This window comes from Xanthomonas sp., assembly GCF_017163755.1.
In the GTDB taxonomy this organism is placed as follows: domain Bacteria; phylum Pseudomonadota; class Gammaproteobacteria; order Xanthomonadales; family Xanthomonadaceae; genus Xanthomonas_A.
In genome coordinates, this window is record NZ_JAFIWC010000005.1 from 118851 (window position 1) to 143877 (window position 25027).

The 25027-nt window shown below is 71.5% G+C and carries 21 protein-coding genes and 1 tRNA gene; 16 read left to right on the forward strand and 6 right to left on the reverse strand.

The window, feature by feature from the left end:
• Position 1: 1 nt before the first annotated feature.
• Positions 2-77: transfer RNA gene (locus JR065_RS05110), tRNA-Ala, on the reverse strand.
• 378 nt (positions 78-455) lie between these two features.
• Here JR065_RS05110 and JR065_RS05115 point away from each other — a divergent pair.
• Positions 456-857 carry an H-NS histone family protein gene (locus JR065_RS05115; RefSeq protein ID WP_206232700.1) on the forward strand — a complete coding sequence of 134 codons (402 nt, stop codon included), beginning with the start codon at positions 456-458 and terminating at the stop codon, positions 855-857.
• A 367-nt stretch (positions 858-1224) separates the two neighbouring features.
• On the opposite strand, the gene rnd is transcribed toward JR065_RS05115, so the two are convergent.
• Complete coding sequence (gene rnd / locus JR065_RS05120; protein WP_206232702.1) at positions 1225-2337, reverse strand: ribonuclease D; 1113 nt, start codon at positions 2335-2337, stop codon at positions 1225-1227.
• Positions 2338-2461: 124 nt separating this feature from the next.
• On the opposite strand from rnd, the gene JR065_RS05125 reads away from it, so the two are divergent.
• The 3 genes from JR065_RS05125 to JR065_RS05135 all read left to right on the forward strand — a co-directional run bounded on the left by JR065_RS05125 (position 2462) and on the right by JR065_RS05135 (position 6033).
• Entirely contained in the window at positions 2462-4318 is a 1857-nt protein-coding gene (locus tag JR065_RS05125) for a formylglycine-generating enzyme family protein (protein ID WP_241093389.1), read from the forward strand.
• Between the two features lie 82 nt (positions 4319-4400).
• A complete protein-coding gene (locus JR065_RS05130; RefSeq protein ID WP_206232706.1) occupies positions 4401-5312 on the forward strand; it encodes a M48 family metallopeptidase in 912 nt (303 codons plus the stop codon).
• Between the two features lie 274 nt (positions 5313-5586).
• Entirely contained in the window at positions 5587-6033 is a 447-nt protein-coding gene (locus JR065_RS05135; RefSeq protein WP_206232707.1) for a DUF6491 family protein, read from the forward strand.
• Positions 6034-6087: 54 nt separating this feature from the next.
• On the opposite strand, the gene JR065_RS05140 is transcribed toward JR065_RS05135, so the two are convergent.
• From JR065_RS05140 to JR065_RS05155, 4 genes are all read right to left on the reverse strand, one after another.
• Positions 6088-6366 (reverse strand): oxidative damage protection protein, encoded by a 279-nt coding sequence (locus tag JR065_RS05140; RefSeq protein ID WP_206232709.1) that lies wholly within the window; start codon positions 6364-6366, stop codon positions 6088-6090.
• 32 nt (positions 6367-6398) lie between these two features.
• Positions 6399-7457 carry an A/G-specific adenine glycosylase gene (mutY, locus tag JR065_RS05145; protein WP_206232711.1) on the reverse strand — a complete coding sequence of 353 codons (1059 nt, stop codon included), beginning with the start codon at positions 7455-7457 and terminating at the stop codon, positions 6399-6401.
• A 167-nt stretch (positions 7458-7624) separates the two neighbouring features.
• Positions 7625-8959 carry a signal recognition particle-docking protein FtsY gene (gene ftsY, locus JR065_RS05150; protein WP_206232713.1) on the reverse strand — a complete coding sequence of 445 codons (1335 nt, stop codon included), beginning with the start codon at positions 8957-8959 and terminating at the stop codon, positions 7625-7627.
• A 228-nt stretch (positions 8960-9187) separates the two neighbouring features.
• Positions 9188-9895: an AraC family transcriptional regulator gene (locus JR065_RS05155; protein ID WP_206232715.1), complete on the reverse strand. Its 708-nt coding sequence runs from the start codon at positions 9893-9895 to the stop codon at positions 9188-9190.
• A 173-nt stretch (positions 9896-10068) separates the two neighbouring features.
• Between JR065_RS05155 and JR065_RS05160 the strand changes: the two genes are divergently transcribed.
• The 12 genes from JR065_RS05160 to JR065_RS05215 all read left to right on the forward strand — a co-directional run bounded on the left by JR065_RS05160 (position 10069) and on the right by JR065_RS05215 (position 24900).
• The gene (locus JR065_RS05160) at positions 10069-11010 is read left to right on the forward strand and encodes a 4-hydroxyproline epimerase (protein ID WP_206232717.1); all 942 of its coding nucleotides are present in this window, start codon (positions 10069-10071) and stop codon (positions 11008-11010) included.
• Positions 11007-12107 (forward strand): NAD(P)/FAD-dependent oxidoreductase, encoded by a 1101-nt coding sequence (locus tag JR065_RS05165; protein ID WP_206232719.1) that lies wholly within the window; start codon positions 11007-11009, stop codon positions 12105-12107. The genes JR065_RS05160 and JR065_RS05165 overlap by 4 nt, the downstream gene beginning before the upstream one ends.
• Positions 12104-12352: a 2Fe-2S iron-sulfur cluster-binding protein gene (locus JR065_RS05170; RefSeq protein WP_206232721.1), complete on the forward strand. Its 249-nt coding sequence runs from the start codon at positions 12104-12106 to the stop codon at positions 12350-12352. Before JR065_RS05165 ends, JR065_RS05170 begins: the two co-directional genes overlap by 4 nt.
• Positions 12345-13685 (forward strand): NAD(P)/FAD-dependent oxidoreductase, encoded by a 1341-nt coding sequence (locus tag JR065_RS05175; protein WP_206232722.1) that lies wholly within the window; start codon positions 12345-12347, stop codon positions 13683-13685. Before JR065_RS05170 ends, JR065_RS05175 begins: the two co-directional genes overlap by 8 nt.
• 4 nt (positions 13686-13689) lie before the next feature.
• Entirely contained in the window at positions 13690-14595 is a 906-nt protein-coding gene (locus JR065_RS05180) for a dihydrodipicolinate synthase family protein (protein WP_206232724.1), read from the forward strand.
• Between the two features lie 10 nt (positions 14596-14605).
• Complete coding sequence (locus tag JR065_RS05185) at positions 14606-16192, forward strand: aldehyde dehydrogenase family protein (RefSeq protein ID WP_206232726.1); 1587 nt, start codon at positions 14606-14608, stop codon at positions 16190-16192.
• Positions 16189-17397 (forward strand): M24 family metallopeptidase, encoded by a 1209-nt coding sequence (locus tag JR065_RS05190; protein ID WP_206232728.1) that lies wholly within the window; start codon positions 16189-16191, stop codon positions 17395-17397. The genes JR065_RS05185 and JR065_RS05190 overlap by 4 nt, the downstream gene beginning before the upstream one ends.
• Entirely contained in the window at positions 17397-17639 is a 243-nt protein-coding gene (locus JR065_RS05195) for a hypothetical protein (RefSeq protein WP_206232730.1), read from the forward strand. The genes JR065_RS05190 and JR065_RS05195 overlap by 1 nt, the downstream gene beginning before the upstream one ends.
• Positions 17636-19468 carry a DUF885 domain-containing protein gene (locus tag JR065_RS05200; RefSeq protein WP_206232732.1) on the forward strand — a complete coding sequence of 611 codons (1833 nt, stop codon included), beginning with the start codon at positions 17636-17638 and terminating at the stop codon, positions 19466-19468. The genes JR065_RS05195 and JR065_RS05200 overlap by 4 nt, the downstream gene beginning before the upstream one ends.
• Before the next feature lie 566 nt (positions 19469-20034).
• Positions 20035-21606 (forward strand): APC family permease, encoded by a 1572-nt coding sequence (locus JR065_RS05205; protein ID WP_206232734.1) that lies wholly within the window; start codon positions 20035-20037, stop codon positions 21604-21606.
• A 269-nt stretch (positions 21607-21875) separates the two neighbouring features.
• Positions 21876-24203, forward strand: a complete 2328-nt coding sequence (locus JR065_RS05210) for a S9 family peptidase (RefSeq protein WP_206232736.1) — start codon at positions 21876-21878, stop codon at positions 24201-24203.
• Positions 24204-24591: 388 nt separating this feature from the next.
• Positions 24592-24900: a flagellar basal body protein gene (locus JR065_RS05215; protein ID WP_206232738.1), complete on the forward strand. Its 309-nt coding sequence runs from the start codon at positions 24592-24594 to the stop codon at positions 24898-24900.
• Positions 24901-25027 lie beyond the last annotated feature (127 nt).

Sequence of the window (25027 nt, forward strand, 5' to 3'; positions counted from 1 at the left end):
ATGGTGGAGCGGAAGGGGATCGAACCCTCGACCTTCGCATTGCGAACGCGACGCTCTCCCAGCTGAGCTACCGCCCCACATCAGACGCGTATTCTAGCCGGCCGCGGGCGTCCGTGCCAAGAGGGCGCGGCGGACGATCGGGACGTCGCTGCGCTGGCCGTGGCGCCGCTGGCGCTCGCCGGCCGCGCACCGCCCGGATGCGGCGCCCGGGTACGGGCCAGGAAGCCGCGGATGGGCAGCCGGCCGGCCGATCGGATATGCCGGGAACCCAGGCGGCTGTTCGGCCATGGTTCGACTACGACCACGGGCCGACGCCGATGCCCGACGCCGGGCGCGCCGGCAACGGCGAGAGGGAACCGATATAATCGCGCATCGAAACCGTCGATTGATGGTTCTCGTCGTTCCGGACGCATGTTCCGTCCGATCACACTAGTTTATTCACGGGTCTTCGAAACATGACGGAAGTTCGCAACTTGCAGCAAATCGCCGAAGCCAAGGCCAAGCTCCACGAGGAAATCCGCAAGCTCGAGGAGCAGGAGAAGCAGGCGCGCGAAGGCGAAACCAATGCCGCGCACGCCAACGTGCTGTCGCTGCTGGAGCAGTTCTCCGAGTATTTCAGCGCCAAGCAGCGCAGCGAGATCGCGGCCTACGTGACCGCCGCCGCGCCGAAGGCGGCCAAGTCCGCCGCCGGCGGCCGCAGCGAGGTCAAGCCCAAGTACCAGCTGCCGCATACCGGCGAGACCTGGTCCGGCCGTGGCCGCACGCCCAAGTCGTTCGCGGCATGGGAAGGCACGGCGGCCTACAAGGAATGGAAGGCCCGGCATCCGGACCTGAAGTTCCCGCTGGTCAAATACTGATCGGTCAGCGATCGGACAAAAACTTAAAGAGGCCGGGTTTTCCCGGCCTTTTTTATTGGCGATATTCCGTCGATCCGGCAGCAGCGGCGCATCTGCGGATGGCCGGTGAAGAACCTCGACGACGCACGCGCACGCATCGTCTTTGGGATGCAGCCGCGGATACGCAATCCTGACCCGGCCGCGCATCGGAACAATGCTCGTCGAGCGGCTGCACCCGGACGCCGCTGTCCATCGAGGCGGCGACAGCCATCGTTGGTCCGGAGGCATGCGGCGAAGCGGCGCGGCGTGGCAGGTTGTTCGCTCCCGCCGAACGCGCGCATGGGCTGCACGCGGCGTGGCGCCAGGGGCGATGCCACCGGTCACACCGTCAGCCGCGTTGTGTGGCCCCTGCGGCCGCTGCGTCCGTCGCCAGCAGCGGCTGCAGCGTCGCTTCGAGCACGCCGCGCCGCCAGCCCGCCAGCGGCGCCGGCCACTGCCCGCTTTCCAGCAGCGCTTCCAGATGCTTGCGCGAGGCCAGCAGGCCGTCGGCCAGGCCCAGTTCGGCGCTGTGCGCCGCCACCGCGTCCTGCAGGCGCTTGAGCGCGGCCTTGTTGTCGTCGCTGGCGGCCAGCGCCAGCGGCGCCTGCGCCTCGTCGTGCAACGGCGTGGTCAGCGCCTGCCACAGCGCGTCGCCGAGCTTGCGCGGCGCCTTGGGATGGCGGTCCAGCTGGGCCTGCAGGGCCGCGCGGTCGGTCGGCGGAAAGCGCGCCAGCGCCGTCGCCAGTTCGTTGTCCAGGATCCAACTGCGCGGCTTGTCGCTCTGCCGCGCCTGCACGTCGCGCCAGCGCAGCAGGCGCAGCAGGCGCTGCTGCGCCGGCGGGTCCATGAACTGCGCCGCGCGCATGCCCAGGTGCGGCCAGCGTTCGCCGTCGTCGTGCTCGACGCTGCCGAGCAGGCGCTCGCCGTCCTCGCGCAGCCAGCCGCCGCGGTCCAGCGCCTCGAGCCTGGCGACCAGCGCGTCGTGGATCGCGAACAGATGGCGCACGTCGTCGGCGGCGTATTCCAGCTGCGCCGGCGACAGCGGGCGGCGCAGCCAGTCCGAGCGGGTCTCGCCCTTGGCCAGGTGCACGCCGGTGATCTCCAGCACCAGTTTCTGGTAGCCCATGCCGGCGCCGATGCCGGCCAGGCCGGCGCCGATCTGGGTGTCGAACAACGGCCGCGGCAGGACGCCGCAGGCGCATTTGAACGCGACCAGGTCTTCGCTGGCGCTGTGCATCACCTTGAGGATGTCCGGGTCGGTCAGCCACGGCGCCAGCGCCTGCGGCATGCCGGGGATCAGCGGGTCGATCAGCAGGATCTCCTCGCCCACCGCCATCTGCACCAGCGCCAGCTGCGGCCAGTAGGTGCGTTCGCGGACGAATTCGGTATCCAGGCCGATCCTGGCCGGGCGCTGCGCCAGCCGTTCGGCCAGCTCGGCGGGTTGCTTGATCCAATAGGGCACGTGGTTTCCGTCGAATGCAGGGTTTGCTCAGGCAGGCGAGAATAGCCTAACGTCGGCCCGCCGGCCGCAAGGCGGGTTGTTTCCAATGTCGTTGGGAGGATGTTTGCGCGCGACCGGCACTGCGATGCTCTGGACCCTGCTGGGCGTGGCGCTGGCCGGCTGCACGCCCGAGCCGCCTGCCGCGCCGGCGGCTCGTCCGGCGTCCGCGGCGGCGGGCGCAAAGGCGGGCGATGCCGGCAAGGCGCGCGCGCCGAGCGTGACCATCGGCGGACAGGACGCCGCCGAGACCGTGGCGCGCTGGCAGCCGCCGTTGCCCGAGGTGAGCCGCGCCGAGCTGCCGCAGGCGCACCGCGACGCGGCGCAGGCGCTCGCCGACGACCGCCTGTTCGAAGATGCGCAGTCTGCGATCCCGCTGTACCTGGCGATCCGCCAACTGGTTCCCGGCGACCGCCAGGCGCGCGTCGGCCTGGACAAGGCCCGGCGCCGGCTGCTGCAGCTCGGCGAGCGCCTGCTGCAGCAGACCGACCGCGACGACGAGGCCTTGCCGCGTGCGCAGCAACTGGCGATGGTGGCGCTGTCGCTGGATGCCGACGATCCGGCGGTGCGCCGGCTGCAGCGGCGGGTGGAGACCGCCTCGCGGGTGCTGGCCTACAACCGCGCCGGCGAAGAGGACCTGCGCGCCGGCCGGCTCGGCGAGGACGGCAACGGCGCGCTGCCCAGCTTTCGCGAGGCGCTGGCGCTGGATGCCGGCGACGCGCGCGCGGCGCAAGGGCTGGCGGCGGTGGAGAGCGCGCTGATCCGCCGCGCCGAAGCCGCCGCGCTCGCCTCGGATTTCGCCTCGGCCGGCAGCTGGCTGGCCCGGGCCGGCGGCATCCGCGACGACGCGGCCACGGTGCGCGATGCGCGCGAACGGGTGCAGGGCATCCGCAGCGCGCGCATCGCCGCACTGCGCGACGCGGCGCTGCGCGATCTGCGCACGCCGCAGGGGCTGAAGGCGGCGCGCGAAAAGCTCGGCGAAGTGCTGCGCATCGCCGACCCGGGCGACGCGGTGGCGGCGATGCTGCGCGAACGGATCGATCTGGCCACCTACTACGGCAGCTTCCGCCCCGGGCAGGTGTTCACCGACGGCATGCTCAACGGCGAACGCGGGCCGCAGATGATCGTGGTCCCGCATGGCGGCTTCCGCATGGGCGCCGGCGATGCCGAGCCCGGCGCGGCGGCGGCCGAGCAGCCGCTGCACTACGTGCGCTTCAATCGCGGTTTCGCGATGTCGATCACCGAGGTGACCGTGGCCGAGTTCCGCCGCTTCGTCGAGGCCAGCGGCGCGCGCCCGCGCGCGACCCGGCGCGGGCATTCGATCGTCTACGACGAGCGCAGCGGCAACTTCGTGCGCCGCAGCGGCACCGACTGGCAGTCCGACTACAACGGCGCGCGCGCGGCGCCGAACAGCCCGGTGATGCACGTCAGCGTGCGCGACGCCGAAGCCTACGCGGCGTGGCTGTCGCAGCAGACCGGGCGCCACTACCGGCTGCCGAGCGAGGCCGAATTCGAGTACGCGCTGCGCGCCGGCAGCCGCGGCCGCTATCCGTGGGGCAATGCCGGCACGCCGCCGCGCAACGCCGGCAACTTCACCGGCGGCGGCGACGTCTCGCCGAGCGGCCGGCACTGGAACAACGCCTTCGTCGGCTACAGCGACGGGTTCTGGGGTCCGGCGCCGGCCGGCAGCTTCACCGCCAACGCCTGGGGCCTGCACGACATGGGCGGCAACCTCAGCGAATGGGTGGCCGACTGCTGGCATTCCAGCTACCGGCGCGCGCCCGACGACGGCGCGGCCTGGTTCAACCCGGGCTGCCGCTCGCGGGTGGTGCGCGGCGGCAACTGGGCCAACGCCCCGGAGCAGACCCGCGCGGCGTGGCGGCTGATGCAGGACTCCGATACCACCAGCGCGCGCGTGGGCTTCCGCCTGGTGCGCGGAATTTGACGCCGGCGCGGCCAGGCGCAGGCTACAGTGCGCCAGCCGGACGCGTCGCCGGCGTTCTCGGCCAGCCAGGGGGAAATCCACGATGAGCAACGTCTTCGGCCGCCAGCAGGGAGAGCGGGGCGGGCGCCGCCCCGGGCCGCTGGGCAACATCCGCTGGCTGGTGCTGCTGGGCTTCGCCGGCTATGCCGCGTTCTACTGGTTCTCCAACCGCAGCGAGGACCCGTACACCGGCGAGAAGGTGCTGATCGACAGCTCGCTCGGCGTGGAGGACGAGAAGGCGCTGGGCCTGCAGGCCTACCAGCAGATCCTGGCGCAGGAGCGCCCGGTGGACCCGCAGTCGCAGGTGGCGCAGCAGGTGCGCGGCATCGCGCAGCGGCTGATCGCCAAGGTGGACGTGGTCGAGGACGCGCTGGCGGCCGAGCACGGCATGAAGGCCAGCCATTTCGCGCGCCAGTTCGACTGGGACGTCAACGTCATCGAATCCGACCAGGCCAATGCGTTCTGCCTGCCCGGCGGCAAGATGGCGGTGTACACCGGGCTGATCCCGGTGGCCAAGAACGCCGATGCGATGGCGGTGGTGATGGGCCACGAGATCGCGCACGCGCTGCTGCGCCACGGCGCGCAGCGCATGGCGCAGCAGAAGCTGACCCAGATCGGGCAGATGGCCGGCGCCGCCAGCGGCATGGATCCGCAACAGCAGCAGATGGTGATGGCGGCGATGGGCTACGGCTACCTGCTGCCGTACGCGCGCAACCACGAGACCCAGGCCGACGAGGTCGGACTGATGCTCGCCGCGGCGGCATGCTTCGATCCGCAGGAGGCGGTGCCGCTGTGGCAGCGCATGAGCGAAAGCAGCGGCGGCCAGGCGCCGCCGGAGTTCTCGTCCACCCATCCCAATCCGGGCACGCGCATCCAGAACCTGCAGGCGCTGATGCCCAAGGCGCTGGAGTACCGGCAGCGCTTCTGCGAATCGGCGAAGACCGCGCAGCGCTGATGCCCGCCGGTTGACGCGTCGCCGCCCAGCCGACGTTTGGCGCCGAGGCACCGATCGGCGCGACGATACCGAGCACGCCTATCGCAGGCCATGTCCCATGATGGCGATGTCGGCCGGACGATATGGCGCGCACCACGATGCCGTCCTGCAGGCACTCCCCACGACCAAGGCTGCGGCAACTGCCGGTTCGCTCGCCGCTGAATCGCGCGGCCCGCGCACACGCCGGCGTGACGGCCCGCGCGCATCATGGGCGCCTGTCACCTGGAGCACCGCAATGAAGCCACTGTTGCTCGCGTCGCTCGCGCTGGCCGTGCTGGCCGGCTGCGCCACCACCCGCCTCGGCGATGCGCAGCGCCTGGCGCTGTATCGCCAGAACGCCGGCGCGCCGGTCAAGGATTTCCAGTACTCCGGCGCGCTCAGCGGCTGGACGCCGCTGGGCGACACCGCGCTGGCGGTGTGGACGCGCCCGAACCAGGCCTATCTGCTCGAGTTCGGCGGCCCGTGCAACGACCTGGACTACGCGCCGGCGATCAGCCTCACCCAGCGGCTCAGCCGGGTGTCGGCCAAGTTCGACGACGTGATCGTGCACGGCAGCCGCACCGCGATCCGCCTGCCGTGCCGCATCAGTTCGATCCGGCCGCTCGACGTGAAGGCCTTGCGCGCCTCGGAGAAGGAATTGCGCCAGGCGCAGCTGCAGGAACGGCAGGGGCCTGCGCCGTAGCGCGCGCCGTGGCCGGCGGACGCGCTTCGGTGCCCCGGCGGGCGCCGGCGCCGCTCAGTTTTCCTGTTCCGGTTCCACGTAGCCTTCCGGCTTGGCCGCGCCGCCGCCGAACAGGAACTTCTCCAGTTCCGCCTCGAGGAACGCGCGATGCTTGGGATCGCGCGGCGACAGCCGGTTCTCGTTGATCAGCATGGTCTGGTGCGCCAGCCACGCCTGCCAGCCCGCCTTGCCGATGTGCGCGAACACGCGCTGGCCGATATCGCCGGGGTAGGGCACGTAGTCGAGGCCTTCGCTCTCGCGTTGCTGGTACTGGCAGAAGACGGTACGGGACATGGCGGTTCCTGGTGGCGCCTGCGACGCGAAGGTCAGAGGGAGTCGAGCAGCTTGCGGATCGGCGCGGGCAGGCCGAGGGCGGACGAGCCGGCGCGGGAGACCCAGCGCAGCGCGTCATTGTCGCGCACCGCGTCGCGCAAGGCGACCTTGCGCAGGCGCAGCGGCTGCAGGTGCAGGCGGTAATGGCTGAAGGTGTGCACGATGACCGGCATCGGCTCGGCGGCGTCGTAGTCGCCGTCGATCTCGCGCGCGAACCATTCGCGCAGCGCCGCATCGGTGTCGGCCTGCGGCAGCGTCCACAGCGAGGCCCAGATGCCGGCCGGCGGGCGCCGGTTGAGCAGCAGTTCGCCGTGCGCGTTCTCCAGCAACAGCGCCATCGCCTCGCGTTCGGGCAGCGCCTTGCCCGGCTTGGGCGTCGGCAGCGCCTCGACCAGGCCCTCGCGCCGCGCCACGCAGTCGTGCTGCAGCGGGCACAGCACGCAGGCCGGGTTGGCGCGGGTGCACAGCGTGGCGCCAAAGTCCATCTGCGCCTGGGTGTAGTCGGCCAGGCGCTCGCCGGGCGGATGCTGCACGTGCTCGGCGGCGAGCGCCCACAGTCGCTTTTCGACCGCTGGCAGTCCGGGATAGCCGGCGATGCCGTGGTAGCGTGCCAGCACCCGCTTGACGTTGCCGTCCAGGATCGGGAAGCGTTCGTTCCAGGCCTGGCTGAGGATCGCGCCGGCGGTGCTGCGGCCGATGCCAGGCAGCGCGTGCAGCGCGTCGAAATCGCGCGGCAGCTCGCCGCCGTGCAGTTCCACGCAGCGTTGCGCGGCGGCGTGCAGGTTGCGCGCGCGGGCGTAGTAGCCCAGCCCGGCCCATTGCGCCATCACCGCATCGTTGGATGCCGCGGCCAGGTCGGGCAGGGTGGGGAAATGGGCGAGGAAGCGCAGGAAGTACGGGATCACCGTGCTCACCTGGGTCTGCTGCAGCATGATCTCCGACAGCCACACCCGGTACGGGCTGCGCGGATGCTGCCAGGGCAGGTCGTGGCGGCCGGAGCGGTCGAACCAGGCGAGCAGGCGGGTGGCGAATGTGTCTGGGGGCTGGCGCATGCTGGCAGGCTGATGTCTTTTCCTTCTCCCCTCGGGAGAAGGTGCCCCGAAGGGGCGGATGAGGGTACGGGCGAAGCCTGGTGTGGTGCGACAGCGCCAGTGCCTGCGCTTCGTAGTTCGCCGTACCCTCACCCCAACCCCTCTCCCGGTGGGAGAGGGGCTTACGGTCAGGCGCCCAGCGCCTCGGGCAGCAGGGCGTCGACGAAGGCCTCGGCGTCGAACACGCGCAGGTCTTCCGGGCGCTCGCCGATGCCGGCGAAGCGGATCGGGATGCCGAACTCGCGCGCCAGCGCGAACACCACGCCGCCCTTGGCGGTGCCGTCGAGCTTGGTCACCACCAGGCCGGTGACGCCGACCGCGGCGTGGAACTGGCGCAGCTGCGACAGCGCGTTCTGCCCGGTGGTGCCGTCGATCACCATCAGCACCTCGTGCGGCGCGGCCGGATCGATCTTGCCGAGCACGCGGCGGATCTTGCCCAGCTCGTTCATCAGCCCGGTCTGGGTGTGCAGGCGGCCGGCGGTGTCGGCGATCAGCACCTCGGTGCCGCGCGCCTTGCCGGCCTGCAGCGCGTCGAACGCGACCGAGGCGGCATCGGCGTTCTGGCCCTGCGCGATCACGGCCACGCCGTTGCGGTCGCCCCAGGCCTGCAACTGCGCCACCGCGGCGGCGCGGAAGGTGTCGCCGGCGGCGAGCATCAGGCTGTGGCCCTCGTCCTTGAAGCGCTTGGCCAGCTTGCCGATGGTGGTGGTCTTGCCGACGCCGTTGACGCCGACGGTGAGCACCACGAAGGGCTTGGCGCCACGATCGATCAGCAGCGGCCGCGCGACCGGCGCGAGCATCGCGACCAAGTCGGCGCGCAGCGCGCGCAGCAGCGCCTGCGCGTCGGCGAACTCGCGCGCCTTCATCCGCTTGCGCAGGTTCTCGATCAGCGCGGTGGTGGCCGCCACGCCGACGTCGGCGGTGATCAGCGCGGTCTCGATCTCGTCGAGCAGGTCGTCGTCGAGCTTGGGATTGCGCGAGAACAGGCCGCCGAAGCTGCGCGCGATGGTGCTGTTGCGCAGGCGTTCGCGCCAGCCGGACTTGCCGGGCGCGGCGGCGGGCAGCGCGTCGGCGCGCTCGTCGAAGGCGGCGGCGAACGCCGCGGCCGGATTGGGCGCCGGCACCGCCGCCGCCGGGGGCGCGGCGGGGGCCGGTACGCGCGCCTCGGGCGGCGGCGTCGGCGCCTGCGGCGGGACCGCGACGTGGCTGGGCGCGGGGATGGGATCGGGCGCGACCGCAGGCGCATCGCGCAGCGCGGCAGGCGCGCTCGTCTCCGGCGCCGGCGGCGCCGCCGGGGCGGCTTCGGCCTCGGTCACGGGCGTTGCCGGTGCCGCAGGTGCAGGCGTGGCGGACTCGCCGGCCGGCTTGGGGAACGCGGCGGCCAGTTCCTCGATGCTGTAGCGCTGGGTGCGGCTATCGCCAGCGTGGTCCTGGGGCTTGTTGCGGCGGAATAGGCTGACCATGTGTTACGCGTGGACCGGAAACCGGGAATGCTACCACTGGCGGGACCGGGGACCGGGGACCGGGGACCCGGGACCAGGGACCAGGGACCTGGGGCAGATGGGCAGTTCATTTCCGTGATGGTCGCGCATGCGCAATGGCGCATCAGCCCGTGCCGAGTTTGCGCCGCATCACCTCGCGTAGGCTGCTTTTCCGGGTCCCCGGTCCCTGGTCCCCGGTCCCCGCTCCACTCAGACCTTCCCCTTCAACGACCGGTAGTCGCGCGGCGTCATCCCCACCGTGGCCTTGAACTGGCGCGCGAACGCGCTCTGGTCGGCGAAGCCGCAGGCCTGGCCGATGCTGGCGATGCTGTCGTCGCCGTGCAGCTGGCGCATCGCCGCTTCGATGCGCATCTTGGTCAGCAATTGCTGCGGGGTCAGCTGGAACACGCGGCGGAAATGCCGCTCCAGTTGCGCCACCGACAGTTCCGCCAGGTCGGCCAGGGTCTGCACGCGCAGGTTGTCGCCGTAGTGCGACTGCATGTGCTCCATCGCGCGGCTGATGCGTTCGTACGCCGAGTGGCGGCTGTCGGGCTGGCCCAGGTCGCGGGAAATGCCGACCACGCCGATCACCTCGTCGTGTTCGCACAGCGGGCGCTTGAAGGTCAGGCACCAGCCCGGGGTGCGGTTCGGGAACAGGTGCACTTCCAGCTGGTTCTCGATCATCTCCCCGCACAGCACGCGCCGGTCCTGCATCAGGTAGCTGCCGCCCAGCGGCAGCGGGAACACCTCCAGCGCCGACTTGCCGATCAGGTCGGCGCGGTACTTCTTGCCCAGGCGCCGCACCAGGGTCAGGTTGACGTGGGTGTAGCGGCCGTCGCGGTCCTTGACGAAGAACACCACGTCCGGCAGCGCATCGAACAGCGTCTGCATTTCCAGCGCCGAAATCAAAGTATCCATCTACACTCACCGAGCCGGTTGTAGGGTGCAGGCGCCGCGCGCACGGCGCCTTGCATGACCCGATCCTAGCCTATGTCGGAGGTCTCCACGCATCCGGCCTTTATGCAAACTTCCGCATTTATGACAGACAAAGCCTGCTAGCCGGCGGCAGGGCGGAATGTGAGCATGGATCTATGCATACACTCGATGTGATCGACTCGCATACCGGCGGCGAACCGACCCGTGTCGTCGTCGCCGGCTTTCCCGACCTGGGGCCCGGCGACCTGGCCGGGAGGCGCGACGCGTTCCGCGACCGCTTCGACCGCTGGCGCAGCGCCATCGCCTGCGAACCGCGCGGCTCGGACACCATGGTCGGCGCGCTGCTGCTGCCGCCGATGGCCGCCGACGCCTGCGCCGGGGTCATCTTCTTCAACAACGTCGGCTACCTGGGCATGTGCGGCCACGGCACCATCGGCCTGGTGCGCACGCTGGCCGAACTCGGGCGCCTTGCGCCCGGCGTGCACCGCATCGAGACGCCGGTCGGCACGGTCGGGGTGGAATTGCACGGCGACGGCCGGGTGTCGGTGGACAACGTGGAGAGCTACCGCCATGCCAGCGGCGTGGAAGTGCAGGTGCCCGGCTACGGTCGCGTGCGCGGCGACGTGGCCTGGGGCGGCAACTGGTTCTTCATCACCGAGCAGACGCCGTGCTCGCTGGAACTGCGCCACCAGCGCGAACTGACCGCCTACACCGAAGCGGTGCGGCTGGCGCTGGAGGCCAGCGGCATCGCCGGCGCCGGCGGCGGCGAGATCGACCATATCGAGATCAACGGCCCGGCGCCGTCCGCCGCGGCCGACGCGCGCAACTTCGTGCTGTGCCCGGGCCTGGCCTACGACCGTTCGCCGTGCGGCACCGGCACCAGCGCCAAGCTGGCCTGCCTGGCCGCCGACGGCAAGCTGGTGCCGGGGCAGGTGTGGCGGCAGGAGGGCATCCTCGGCAGCCTGTTCGAGGCCAGCTACGTGCCCGGCACCCGCGGCGTGCTGCCGCGCATCACCGGCCAGGCCTACATCACCGCGCGCGCGCAGTTGCAGATCGACGACAGCGACCCGTTCGCGTGGGGTATCGGCGCCGAATGATCGCCTTCGACCTGATCGTCATCGGCGCCGGCATCGTCGGCGCGGCCTGCGCCGACGCGGCGGTGGCCGCCGGCCTGCGGGTGGCGATCGTCGAGTCGGGCGGCATCGGCGGCGGTTCCACCGCCGCGGCGATGGGCCACCTGGTGGCGATGGACGACGATCCGGCGGAACTGGCGCTGTCGACGTATTCGCTGCGCCTGTGGGAAGCGTTCGCCGGGCTGCCGGAGGCCGAGTTCAGCCGCTGCGGCACGCTGTGGGTGGCGCGGCAGGCGCGCGAACTGCAGGCGATCCCGGCCAAGATCCAGCGCCTGGCCGCGGCCGGGGTGCAGGCCGAGGCGGTCGATGCGGCGCGGCTGTACGCGCTCGAGCCGGCGCTGGCGCCGGGCCTGGCCGGCGGCATGCGCGTGGCCAGCGAAGCGGTGGTGTACCCGCCGCGGATGGCGCGCTACCTGGTGCAGCGTGCGCTCGCCGCCGGCGCGCAGCTGTATGCCGGACGCCGCGCACTGGCGCTGGGCGGCGGCGGGGTACGCCTGGACGACGGCACCGCGCTCGGCGGCGCGGTGCTGGTCGCCACCGGCTGCGCGCTGCCGGAGCTGCTGCCGGAACTGCCGCTGCGCCCGCGCAAGGGGCAACTGGTGATCACCGACCGCTATCCGGGCCTGGTCGGCCACCAGCTGCTGGAGCTGGGCTATGCCGACAGCGCGCACGGCAGCGACGGCAGCAGCGTGGCGTTCAACGTGCAGCCGCGCCCAACCGGGCAGATCCTGATCGGCTCCTCGCGCGAGTTCGATTGCAGCGACCGCAGCGTGTCGATGCCGATGCTGCAGCGCATGCTCGAGCGCGCGTTCGCGTTCGTGCCGGGCCTGCGCCAGCTGCAGGCGATCCGGGTGTGGACCGGGCTGCGTCCGGCCACGCCGGACGGGCGGCCGTACCTGGGCGCGGTGCCTGGGCGCGACGGCGTGTGGGTCGCGGCCGGGCACGAAGGGCTGGGCGTGACCACCGCGCTGGGCAGCGCACGGCTGCTGCTGGACCTGCTGCTGCAACGCGCGCCGGCGCTGGACGCGGCGCCGTACTCGCCGGTGCGGGCGCTGTCGTGAGCGCGCTGACGGTCCGCCTCCAGGTCAACGGCCGCGCGCTCGACGTGGCGCCCGGCAGCAGCGTGGCCGCGGCAGTGGCGCAGGTGACGCTGCGGTTCCGCCGTTCGCGCGGCGGCCAGCCGCGCGCGCCGTTGTGCGGCATGGGCGTGTGCAGCGAATGCCGGGTGCGCATCGACGGCGTCGGCCAGCTGCGCGCTTGCATCACCCCGGTGCGCGACGGCATGCAGGTGTGGACCGATGACTGAACCGCGCGCCAGGCACTACGACGTGCTGGTGGTCGGCGCCGGCCCGGCCGGGCTGGCGGCGGCGCTGGCCGCGTCGGCGCACGGCCGGCGCGTCGGCCTGGTCGACATGCAGGCCACCGCCGGCGGCCAGGTCTGGCGCCACGACGTGGGCCAGGCGCCGCCGCGGCTGGCCGCGCGCACGCTGGCGCGGCTGGCGGCGAGCAGGGTCGACTTCCTCGCCCAGTGCCAGGTGCTGATGGCGCAGGAGCGGCAACTGCTGGTCGATGCGCCGCAGGGCGCGCGCTGGCTGGGCTACGAAGCGCTGGTGCTGGCCACCGGTGCGCGCGAGCTGCTGCTGCCGTTCCCCGGCTGGACCCTGCCGGGGGTCACCGGCGCCGGCGGTGCGCAGGCGCTGGCCAAGCAGGGCTGGCCGCTGGCCGGCAAGCGCGTGCTGGTCGGCGGCAGCGGGCCGCTGCTGCTGGCCGCCGCGGCGACGCTGCGCAGCCACGGCGCGCAGGTGCTGGGCATCGTCGAACAGGCCTCGCTGCGCGCGCTGGCCGGGTTCGCCGCGCAGTTGCCCTGGCGCTGGCCGGACAAGGCGCTGCAGGCGCTGGCGCTGCGCGCCAGGCTGCTCGGCGTCGGCTACCACGCCGGCAGCGTGGTCACCGCCGCGCATGGCGACGGGCGCGTGCAGGCGGTGGACATCGACGGCCCGCGCGGCCGCCGCACGCTGGACTGCGACCAGCTGGCGGTGGGCTATGGCCTGGTGCCGAACGTGGAACTGGCGCAGCTGCTCGGCTGCCGCCTGGCGCACAGCGGCGCGCATCCGTGCGTGGCGGTGGATGCGCAGCTGCGCACCAGCGCCGCCGAGGTGTACGCGGCCGGCGAAGCGCTCGGCATCGGCGGGCGCGACAGCGCCCGCATCGAAGGCGCGATCGCCGGGCACATGGCGGCCGGGCAGCCGCGCGCGGCGCAGGCGCTGCAACCGCGCCGCCGCCGCGCGCGCGCCTTCGCCACGCTGCTGCAGCGCCAGTTCGCGCTGGACCGGCGCATCCACGCGCTGGCCACGCCGGACACGCTGCTGTGCCGCTGCGAGGACGTGCCGCTGTCGGCGCTGCACGGCTACCGCGACCTGCGCGACGCCAAGCTGGCCTCGCGCTGCGGCATGGGCGCCTGCCAGGGCCGCATCTGCGGCAGCGCGCTGACCGAGCTGGGGCTGGCGCCGCGGCACGACGATTTTTCCGACGACGGCCGCCGGCCGCCGCTGTTCCCGGTGCGGCTGGCCGCGTTGGCCGAGTCCCTGCCAAGCGTTTCCCCTTCCGACCCCTCCTTCCCAACCCTCGACAAGGTGTAATTCCATGAGCAAGGCTTCCTTCTGGTACGGCGTGCTGCCGGCCATCACCACTCCGTTCAACGCCGACGGCAGCATCGACCACGCGTTCCTGGCCAAGCATGCGCAGGTGATGGTCGACGCCGGCTGCACCGCGATCGTGCCGCTGGGCTCGCTCGGCGAGGCGGCCACGCTGAGCTTCGACGACAAGCTCGCGATCCTCAAGACGCTGGTGCAGGCGGTGGACGGCCGCATCCCGGTGGTGCCGGGCATCGCCGCGCTGTCCACCGACGAGGCGGTGCGCCTGGTGCAGGCGGCCAAGCAGGTCGGCTGCGGCGGGGCGATGGTGCTGCCGCCGTACGTGTATTCCACCGACTGGCGCGAGATGGGCGCGCACGTGCGCGCGGTGATCGCCGCCACCGACCTGCCGGTGATCCTGTACAACAACCCGGTGGCCTACAAGACCGATTTCAGCCCGGCGCAGATCGCCGAGCTGGCGGCCGAATTCCCGCACCTGGAAGCGGTCAAGGAATCCTCCGGCGACGTGCGCCGCTTCGCCGCGCTGGGCGAGCTGCTGAACGACCGCCTGGTGCTGCTGGTGGGCATGGACGATGCGATCGTCGAAGGCCTCAGCATGGGCGCCAAGGGCTGGATCGCCGGCCTGGTCAACGCCTATCCGAAGGAGTCGGTGAAGCTGTTCGAACTGGCGCGCGACGGCGGCTACCCGGCCGCCAAGGCGCTGTACGACTGGTTCCTGCCGCTGCTGCGGCTGGACACGGTGCCCAAGTTCGTGCAGCTGATCAAGCTGGTGCAGGAGAAGGTCGGGCTGGGCAGCGAGCGCGTGCGCGCGCCGCGCCTGGTCATCGAAGGCGCCGAGCGCGACGCGGCGCTGAAGGTGATCGACCACGCCATCGCCACCCATCCCGGACTGTGAGGTGACGCCGATGCAACCGCTGCTGCTCGCCGGCCGTTGGCAGCCGTCGCTGGAAACGCGCGGCCGCCTGCGCGCCGAGGATCCGCGCACCGGCGCGGAGATCGGGCCGGAATTCCCGGTCAGCGGCGCCGCCGACCTCGAGGCCGCCCTGGCCGCGGCGGTGCAGGTCGCCGACGCGCTGGCCGCCGCGGCGCCCGAACGCATCGCCGCGTTCCTGGATGCCTATGCCGATGCGATCGAGGCCGACGTCGCCACGCTGGTGGAACTGGCCCATGCCGAGACCGCGCTGGCGAGCGAGCCGCGGTTGGCCAAGGTGGAGCTGCCGCGCGCCAGCGGGCAGTTGCGCCAGGCCGCCCACGCGGTGCGCGAACACAGCTGGACGCAGCCGGTGATCGACACCGCCGCCGGCCTGCGCGCGCAGCTGGGGCCGCTGCACAAGCCGGTGCTGGTGTTCGGGCCGAACAATTTCCCGTTCGCGTTCAACGCGGTGGCTGGCAGCGACTTCGCCTCGGCCATCGCCGCGCGCAACCCGGTCATCGCCAAGGCGCATCCGTCGCATCCGGCCACCAGCCAGCGCCTGGCGCAACTGGCGCACCGCGCGCTGCTAGACAACGGCCTGCCGGCCGCGGCGGTGCAGCTGCTGTACCACTTCGACAGCAAGCTGGGCCTGGAACTGGCCGGCGACCCGCGGCTGGGCGCGATCGGTTTCACCGGCAGCCGCGCCGGCGGGCTGGCGCTGAAGGCCGCGGCCGACCGCGCCGGCGTGCTGGCCTACGTCGAGCTGTCCAGCATCAATCCGGTGTTCCTGCTGCCCGGCGCGCTGGCCGAACGCGGCCAGGCGCTGGCGCAGGAGTTCTTCGCCTCGTGCACGATGGGCAGCGGCCAGTTCTGCACCAACCCGGGCATCGTCGTGGTGCCCGAAGGCGAGGCCGGCGATGCGTTCGTCGCCGCCGCCCGCGCACACTTCGCCGCCGCCGCGCCGAACGTGCTGTTCTCGCGCGGCGTGCTCGAACACCTGCAACGCGGCGTGGCCACGCTGCGCGACGCGGGGGCCGAGCTGCTGGCCGGCGGCGACGCCGACCCGGCGTCCGGCTACCGGCATGCGCCCACGCTGCTGAGCGTGTCGGCGCAGGCGTTCGTGGCCCAGCGCGAGGCGCTGCAGACCGAGGCGTTCGGCCCGGTCAGCCTGCTGGTGCGTGCGGCCGACATGGCGCAGATGACCGCGCTGGCGCGCAGCTTCGACGGCAACCTGACCGGCACGCTGTACCGCGCCGCCGACGGCAGCGACGACGTCGCCTTCGCCGCGGTGGCCGCGGCGCTGCGTCCGCGCGTGGGCCGGCTGATCTGCAACAAGATGCCGACCGGGGTGGCGGTCAGCGCGGCGATGAACCACGGCGGCCCGTATCCGAGCACCGGCCATCCGGGCTTCACCGCGGTCGGCATGCCGGCGGCGATCCGCCGCTTCGCCGCGCTGCACAGCTACGACGGCGTACCCGACGCGCTGTTGCCGGAACTGCTGCGCGACCGCAATCCCGGCGGCGTGCAGCGCCTGATCGACGGCGTCTGGAGCACGGCCGACGTGGGGAGCCCCGCATGAGCGATGCGCCGCAGATCGGCGGCCTGAGCCGGGACCAGGCGCAGGCGCAGCTGGCGCCTTGGCGCGACTGCGCCGCGCCGATCCAGCCGCAGGAGTACCTTCAGCGGCTGGACCGGGCGCGTGCGCTGATGCGCGCGCAGGGCGTGGACGCGCTGCTGGTCGGCGCCGGCGCGTCGCTGCGCTATTTCACCGGCGTGCCGTGGGGCGCGAGCGAGCGCCTGGTGGCGATGCTGCTGAGCGCCGACGGCGAGCCGCTGCTGATCTGCCCGGCGTTCGAGGAAGGCTCGCTGGACGCGGTGCTGCGCATCCCGGTGCGCAAGCGCCTGTGGCAGGAACACGAGGATCCGCATGCGCTGGTGGCCGAGGCGCTCGGCGAACTGGGTGCCGCCGCGCTGGCGCTGGACCCGGGCATCGCCTTCGCCGCGTACAGCGGGCTGGTCGCGGTGCTGCGCAAGGTGCAGATCCGCGATGCGGCGCCGATCGTCGACGGTTGCCGCATGTGCAAGTCGCCGGCGGAACTGGCGCTGATGCAGCAGGCCTGCGACATGACCCTGCAGGTGCAGCGCCTGGCCGCCGGCCTGATCCACGAAGGCATCACCACCGCCGAGCTGGTGCGCTTCATCGACGAGGCGCACCGCGCGCTCGGCGCCGACAACGGCTCGACCTTCTGCATCGTCCAGTTCGGCCACGCCACCGCGTACCCGCACGGCATTCCCGGGGTGCAGGCGCTGCAGCGCGGCGAACTGGTGCTGATCGACACCGGCTGCACCGTGCACGGCTACCACTCGGACATCACCCGCACCTACATCTTCGGCGAGCCCAGCGCCAAGCAACGGCGCATCTGGCAGCTGGAGCACGATGCGCAGGCCGCCGCGTTCGCCGCTGCGCGTCCGGGCGTGAGCTGCGCGGCGGTGGACCAGGCCGCGCGCGAGGTGCTGCAGGCGGCCGGCCTGGGCCCGGACTACCGCCTGCCCGGGCTGCCGCACCGCACCGGTCACGGCTGCGGCATGAGCATCCACGAGGCGCCGTACCTGGTGCGCGGCAACGCGCTGCCGCTGGCGCCGGGCATGTGCTGCAGCAACGAGCCGATGATCGTGGTGCCGGGCGAGTTCGGCGTGCGCCTGGAAGACCATTTCCACGTCACCGAACACGGCGCGCGCTGGTTCACGCCGCCGTCGCCGGCGATCGACCGGCCGTTCGCCTGATGCGCGCTGTGCATGACATGGCGATGGCATGCGACGGCGCGCGGCCCGCAACGCGCGTTGCCGGCTACGCGCGCGGCCAACGCGACAGCCAGGCGCTGCGCGAACGCTTCGGCGTCCGCGCCTTCCACGACCCGACCCACGGCCGCGGCGCGATGCCGCTGGGCCTGCTGGATCGCCGCATCGCCGCCTGGATCGAGCCGGTCGAGGCCGGCCCGTCCGCCACCCCGGAGAAACCGCAATGAGCCTGAGCTCCCGACTTCGCGCGCCGCTGCTGCTGGCGATCGCCTGTGCGCTGGCAGGGCAGGGCGCCGCCGCGCAGCCGCAGCCCGCTTCCGCGCCGCCGGCCGCCGCGCCGGCCGCCCGCGATGCCGCCACCCGCTTCAAGGCGCTGTACCAGCGCGAGTGGAAATGGCGCCAGGAGCAATCGGCCGGCGCCGACGACGAAGACAGCCAGGGCGCGCCCGCCGACCACCTGCCCAAGGTCGACGTGGCCACGCAGGAGCGGCGCACCGCGTACTGGCAGCAGGTGATGCGCGAGCTGGATGCGATCGAGCCGGCGCAGCTGCCGGCGCAGGATCAGGTGAACTACCAGGTCTACCGCCAGCAGATCGCGGTGTTCCTGGATCAGCAGCGCTTCCGCGCCTGGGAGATGCCGTTCAACAGCGACACCGCGTTCTGGAGCAATCTGGGCTTCAGCGCACGCGCCACGCTGCGCAACCGCGACGACTACCAGCGCTACCTGAAGGTGCTGGCCGACATCCCGCGTTACTTCGACGAGCAGATCGTCAACATGCGCGCCGGCCTGGCGCGCGGCTTCAGCCAGCCGAAGGTGACGCTGGCCGGCCGCGACCAGTCGATCGCCGACGTCGCCGCGGCCAGCGGCGAGGCCAACCTGTTCTACACCCCGTTCAAGCAGATGCCGGCCAGCATCCCGGCGGACGTGCAGGCGCAGCTGCGGCAACAGGCGCTGGACGCCATCGCGCGCAGCGTGGTGCCGGCCTACACCGAACTGCTGCGCTTCATGCGCCAGGAATACGAGCCCAAGGCGCGCGCCACGCTGTCCGGCGAGGCGCTGCCCGACGGCAAGGCCTACTACCGCGCGCAGATCCGCGAGTTCACCACGCTGGAGCTGTCGCCCGAACAGATCCACACGATCGGGCTGCAGGAAGTGGCCAAGCTGCGCAAGGACATGGACCAGACCATCGCCGCCAGCGGCTTCGTCGCGCCGCAGGGGCAGGCGATCTTCCCGGCGTTCCTGAAATTCCTGCGCACCGATCCGCAGTTCTATCCGAAGACGCCGGACGAGCTGCTCAAGCAGGCGGCGTGGATCGCCAAGCGGGTGGACGCCAAGGTCGGCGACTACATCGGCCGGCTGCCGCGGCAGCGCTTCGCGATCGAGCCGGTGCCGCCGGACCTGGCGCCGTTCTACACCGGCGGCCGCGGCGGCCCGGGCATCTACCTGGTCAACACCTACAACCTGCCGTCGCGGCCGCTGTACAACCTGACCGCGCTGACCCTGCACGAGTCCTCGCCCGGCCACGCGCTGCAGATGCCGCTGGCGGCCGAGCAGCAGGGCCTGCCGGACTTCCGCCGCTACAGCTACATCTCCGCCTACGGCGAGGGCTGGGCGCTGTATTCGGAATACCTGGGGCAGGAAATGGGGATGTACGACACCCCGTACGACCGCTTCGGCTACCTGACCTACCAGATGTGGCGCGCGTGCCGGCTGGTGATCGACACCGGCCTCCACCACAAGGGCTGGACCCGCGAGCAGGCGATCGCCTACCTGCGCGACAACACCGCGCTGAGCGAACACGAGGTCACCACCGAGGTCGACCGCTACATCGCCTGGCCCGGGCAGGCGCTGTCGTACTACCTGGGCGAGCTGAAGATCCTCGAACTGCGGCGCAAGGCCGAGGCCGCGCTCGGCGAGAAGTTCGACATCCGCGCCTTCCACGACGCGGTGCTGGAAACCGGCTCGGTGCCGCTGCCGGTGCTGGAGCAGCGCATCGATCGCTTCATCGCCGAAGGTGGGAAGTCGCCGTGGGCGCAGGAGGTGCCAAAACAATAGGCATGACAAAGCCCCTCTCCCTCCGGGAGAGGGGTTGGGGTGAGGGTGCGGAGCGAAGCCTCGGGCAGTGAAACGACACGAAGCTCTGCCCGTACCCTCATCCGCCCCTGCGGGGCACCTTCCCCCAAGAAGGGGGCCATGGTCCCGGAGGGAGAAGGGAACATCGCAGGTCGCCATGGGCGCAGGAAGCGCCGGCCGCATCGCTTGAAGCCCCTCTCCCGTCGGGAGAGGGGTTGGGGTGAGGGTGCGGAGCGAAGCCTCGCGCAGTCGAAACGACACGAAGCTCCGCCCGTACCCTCATCCGCCCCTTCGGGGCACCTTCTCCCAAAGGGAGAAGGGACCCGCAGGTCGCCATGGGCGCAGGAAGCGCCCGGGCTGCATCGCTTGAAGCCCCTCTCCCCTCGGGAGAGGGGTTGGGGTGAGGGTACGCAGCGAAGCCTCGTGCAGTCGAAACGACGAAGCTTCGCCCGTACCCTCATCCGCCCCTTCGGGGCACCTTCTCCCGGGGGGAGAAGGGAACAGCGCAGGTGTTTGAACTTGGCTACAACTTTTCCAGCGGGGGCACCATGGCCACACAAGGCAAGTTCCACAAGCGTCTGAGCCTGACCGACCTGACCTTCATCGGGCTCGGCGCGATCTTCGGCTCCGGCTGGCTGTTCTCCGCCAGCCACGTCTCGGCGATCGCCGGCCCGGCCGGGATCGTCTCCTGGATCGTCGGCGGCGTGGCCGTGTTCCTGCTGGGGCTGGTCTATTGCGAACTCGGCGCGGCCCTGCCGCGCGCCGGCGGCGCGGTGCGCTATCCGGAGTACTCGCATGGGCCGCTGCTCGGTTCGCTGATGGGTTTCATCACCCTGATCGCGTTCTCCAGCCTGATCGCGATCGAGGTCGAGGCGTGCCGGCAATACGCCGCGGCCTGGGTGCCGGCGCTCAACCGCGACGCCAGCGGCCATCCCAGCCTGTGGGGCTGGCTGCTGCAGTTCGCGCTGCTGGTGCTGTTCTTCGCGCTCAACTACTTCAGCGTGAAGACCTTCGCCAAGGCCAACAACATCATCAGCGTGTTCAAGTTCCTGGTCCCGCTGCTGGTGATCGTGATGCTGCTGGTGCATTTCCAGCCGCAGAACCTGCACGCCTACGGCTTCGCGCCGGCCGGGCTGAGCGGGGTGGAGGCGGCGATCTCCGCCGGCGGCATCATCTTCGCCTACCTCGGCCTGACTCCGATCGTGTCGGTCGCCAGCGAGGTGCGCGACCCGCAGCGCACCATCCCGATCGCGCTGATCCTGTCGGTGGTGCTGTCCACCGTCATCTACGTGCTGCTGCAGCTGGCGTTCCTGGGCGCCATTCCCGGCGAGCGCCTGGCGCTGGGCTGGGCCGGCCTGGACAAGGACTACGCGCTGCCGTACCGCGACATCGCGGTGGCGCTGGGCATGGGTTGGCTGGCGGTGCTGGTGGTGTGCGATGCGATGGTCTCGCCGAGCGGCACCGGCAACATCTACATGAACGCTACGCCGCGCATCGTCTACGGCTGGGCGCGCAGCGGCGGCTTCCTGCCGGTGCTCACCCGCATCGACGCCAAGTCCGGCATCCCGCGTCCGGCGTTGTGGCTGAGCTTCGCGCTGTCGGTGTTCTGGACCCTGCCGTTCCCGTCGTGGGAGACGCTGATCCAGGTGGTGTCCGCGGCGCTGGTGCTGAGCTACGCGGTGGCGCCGGTCACGGTCGCGGCGCTGCGCCGCAGCGCGCCGGAGCTGCCGCGGCCGTTCCGGGTCAGCGGCATGGCGGTGCTGGGGCCGTTGTCGTTCATCGTCGCGGCACTGATCGTGTACTGGTCCACTTGGCGCACGCTGTCGTGGCTGCTCGGGCTGCAGATCGCGCTGTTCCTGATCTACGTGCTGTACAAGTTGCCGTCGGCCGCGGCGCGACCCAGGCTGCTGCGGCAGGTGCGCTGCTCGCTGTGGCTGATCGCGTTCTACGCGCTGGTGCTGGCGGTGTCCTACCTGGGCACGTTCGGCGGCATCGGCTGGATCGCCCATCCGTGGGATACGCTGAGCGTGGCGGTGATCGCGTTCTTCATCTACCACTGGGGCGCGCGCAGCGGGCTGCGCAGCGACGAGCTGGCGCTGGAAGAAGACGACGGGGAATAGGTGCGCTCGTTTCTGCAGGCGCGGCTCCGGGTGGCCTCGGGCCACCAGCCGCGACAGGTTTGCTGGAACATCCTGTCGCGGTTGAAACCGCTCCTACAGAAAATCGCTGTGCGGGCTCAGCGCCGCGGAACTGGCGCTGGAAGAGGACGACGGGGAATAGGTTGCGCTCGCTTCTGTAGGAGCGGCTTTAGCCGCGACAGGCGGCTTGAACATTCTGTCGCGGCTGAAGCCGCTCCTACAAAAAACCGCATTGGGGATATCGGAAAGTAATGAACAGATTCGTTGTGGCGATCGTGTCGGTTGCGGGGTTCCTTGCCGCCGGCCATGTCCAGGCCGCGCCCGGCGCCGCCGACTACCAGCGCTCGCTCGGCTTGCGCGAGGCGTGGATGACCTTGACCGAGAACGTCGCCTGGCCGGCGCAGTGGCGTGACGACGGCGCGTTCTACTACCGCAAGACGGTGCCCGGCGGCTTCGCCTTCGTGCTCGAGGACGTGGCCGGCCAGCGCAAGCAGCCGGCGTTCGATGCGGCGCGGCTGGCGCGCGGACTGAGCAAGGCGGCAGGTACCGACTACCCGGCGTTGCGCCTGCCGTTCGAACGCTTCGACTATGCGGCCGACGCCGGCCACGCCCATGCCGCGATCGTGTTCCAGATCGACTACGCGCCGTGGCGCTGCACGCTGGCCGACTACGTCTGCGCGCCGGTGGAGGCCGGCGCGCAGCCGCGGCCGCGCGGTTTCGGCGTGGTCCGCGACCTGTCGCTGCCGGCCGACCCTACGCCGCGGCGCTCGCCCGACGGGCGCTGGGACGCGTTCGCCGACGGCTTCGACGTGGCGTTGCGCCATGTCGCCGACGGCCGCGTCGTGCGCCTGAGCGAGGACGGCCGCGCCGACGATTTCTACGATCCGGAAACCCTGGCCTGGTCGCCGGATTCGCAGCGGCTGGCGCTGTACCGGGTGCGCCCGGGCCTGGCGCGGCGGGTCACGCGGGTGGAGGCGGCGCCGCCGGGCGGCGGCCAGCCGCGCGTGCGCACCCAGCTGTATCCCAAGCCGGGCGATGCGGTGGATGTCGAGCGGCCGGTGCTGTTCGACATCGGTACGCTGTCCGCGAACACCGGTGCGCGCCGCATCGCCATCGACGATGCGCTGTTCGCCAATCCGTACCAGCTCTCGCCGATCCAGTGGCGCAAGGACGCGCGCAGTTTCAGCTTCGACTACGTGCAACGCGGCTTCCAGCGCATGCGCGCGATCGCGGTCGATGCGGCCAGCGGCCGCGCGCACGTGGCGGTGGGCGAGGACGCGAAGACCTTCGTCTACGCCGACCGCAGCTTCCGCCACGACGTGGACGGCCTGGGCAAGGAGATCGTGTGGGTCTCCGAGCGCGACGGCTGGCGCCACCTGTACCTGTTCGACGGCGCCAGCGGCAAGGTGAAGGCGCAGATCACCCAGGGCCCGTGGGTGGTGCGCGAAGTGCTGCGCGTGGACGATGCGCAGCGGCGCATCTGGTTTTCCGCCAGCGGCATGGATGCGGGCAAGGATCCGTATTACCGGCAGCTGTTCGCGGTGGATTTCGACGGCGGCCGGCTGACCCGCCTGACCCATGCCGACGCCGATCACGATGTGTCCATCGCCGAGGACGGCCGCCACTACGTGGACACCTATTCGCGTCCGGACCTGGCGCCGGTGATGGAGCTTCGCGCCATCGACGGCACGCTGCTGCAGGTGGTCGAGCGCGGCGACATCGGCAAGCTGCAGGCGGCTGGCTGGCGCGCGCCGCAGGCGTTCGTCGCCAAGGGCCGCGACGGCCGCACCGACATCTGGGGCATGGTGGTGCGCCCGCGCGACTACGATCCGCGCAAGAAGTACCCGGTGATCGAGAACATCTACGCCGGCCCGCACGACGCGTTCGTGCCCAAGACCTTCTGGCCGTTCGGCTACCACTCCGGCGGCGACAAGCAGATCGGCATGCAGGCGCAGGCCGACCTGGGCTTCATCGTGGTGATGATCGACGGCATGGGCACCGCCAACCGCTCCAAGGCCTTCCACGACGTGGCGTGGAAGAACCTGGGCGATTCCGGCTTCCCCGACCGCATCGCCTGGCACAGGGCGCTGGCGGCCAAGGACCCGTCCTACGACATCTCCCGCGTCGGCATCTACGGCGCCTCGGCCGGCGGGCAGAGCACGCTCGGCGCGCTGGAGCGGCATCCGGACTTCTACAAGGTCGGCGTGGCCTATGCCGGCTGCTACGACAACCGCATGGACAAGATCAGCTGGAACGAGCAGTGGATGGGCTGGCCGGTGGACGCCAGCTACGCCGCCGCCTCCGGCGTGGACCACGCGGCTAAGCTGCGCGGCGAGTTGCTGCTGATCGTCGGCGAGCAGGACAGCAACGTCGACCCGGCCTCGACCGCGCAGGTGGTCGACGCGCTGATCAGGGCCGGCAAGGACTTCGATCTGTTGGACGTGCCCGGCGGCGAGCATTCGGTGGGCCGTTCCAGCGGCCCGATCGACTACGTGCAGCGGCGCCAGTACGACTTCTTCGTGCGGCATCTGCTGGGTGCGCCGACGCCGCGGTGGAATGCGGTCGATCAGAGGGAGTAGGGGACGCATCGAGCCATGCAACGGGACCGGGGACCAGGGACCCGGAACAGCAACCGCAACAACCGCAGCCGATGGCGCCAAACCGATGCGCTCTTGGCTTTTCCCGGTCCCCGGTCCCCGGTCCCGCCGCCGAAGGTGTCGCAAGTCACAGGATTCAACTCCCGCATTGAAGTTGTCGGCGATCGTGCCGATGGCAGGAACGGGCAACCATTGCGCCTGGAGCAGGGCCGCCACGTTCATGGCGGTGGCCGGTACGTACGCCTGTCGAACGGCGCCGCGACCGGCTGCGGCTGCAACGCTCTACGCAACGGTCCCGACGTGCTGCGGGCGACTGTGGCAACCTACCTGCCTTGCGACCGCACCGCGGCCGCCCGACGAGCAAACGCGCATGAGTTCCATCGCCTCGGTGTCCTCGATCGCCCTGTCCGGCATGCGTGCGGCCTCGTCCGGCCTGCAGGCCCGTGCGAACAACGTCGCCAACGCCGCCACCGAGGGCTTCCAGCGCCAGGTGACGGTGAACCAGGAAGCGGCCGGCGGCGGCGTGACCAGCCAGGTGCAGGCGGTGGGCGGCGAGGGCAGCGATCTGGTCGACGACATGGTCGGCGGGCTGTCCGCACGCAACGGGTTCCAGGCCAACGCGCGGGTGCTGCGCGCGGCGGACGACACGATCGGCAGCCTGCTCGACGTCCTGGCCTGAGGCCACGGCCACTTCCTTCTCCCATCGGGAGAAGGTGCCCCGAAGGGGCGGATGAGGGTACGGGCAAAGCCTCGTGCACCCAACTCCGTGAGACGCTTCGCGCCGGACCCTCACCCCAACCCCTCTC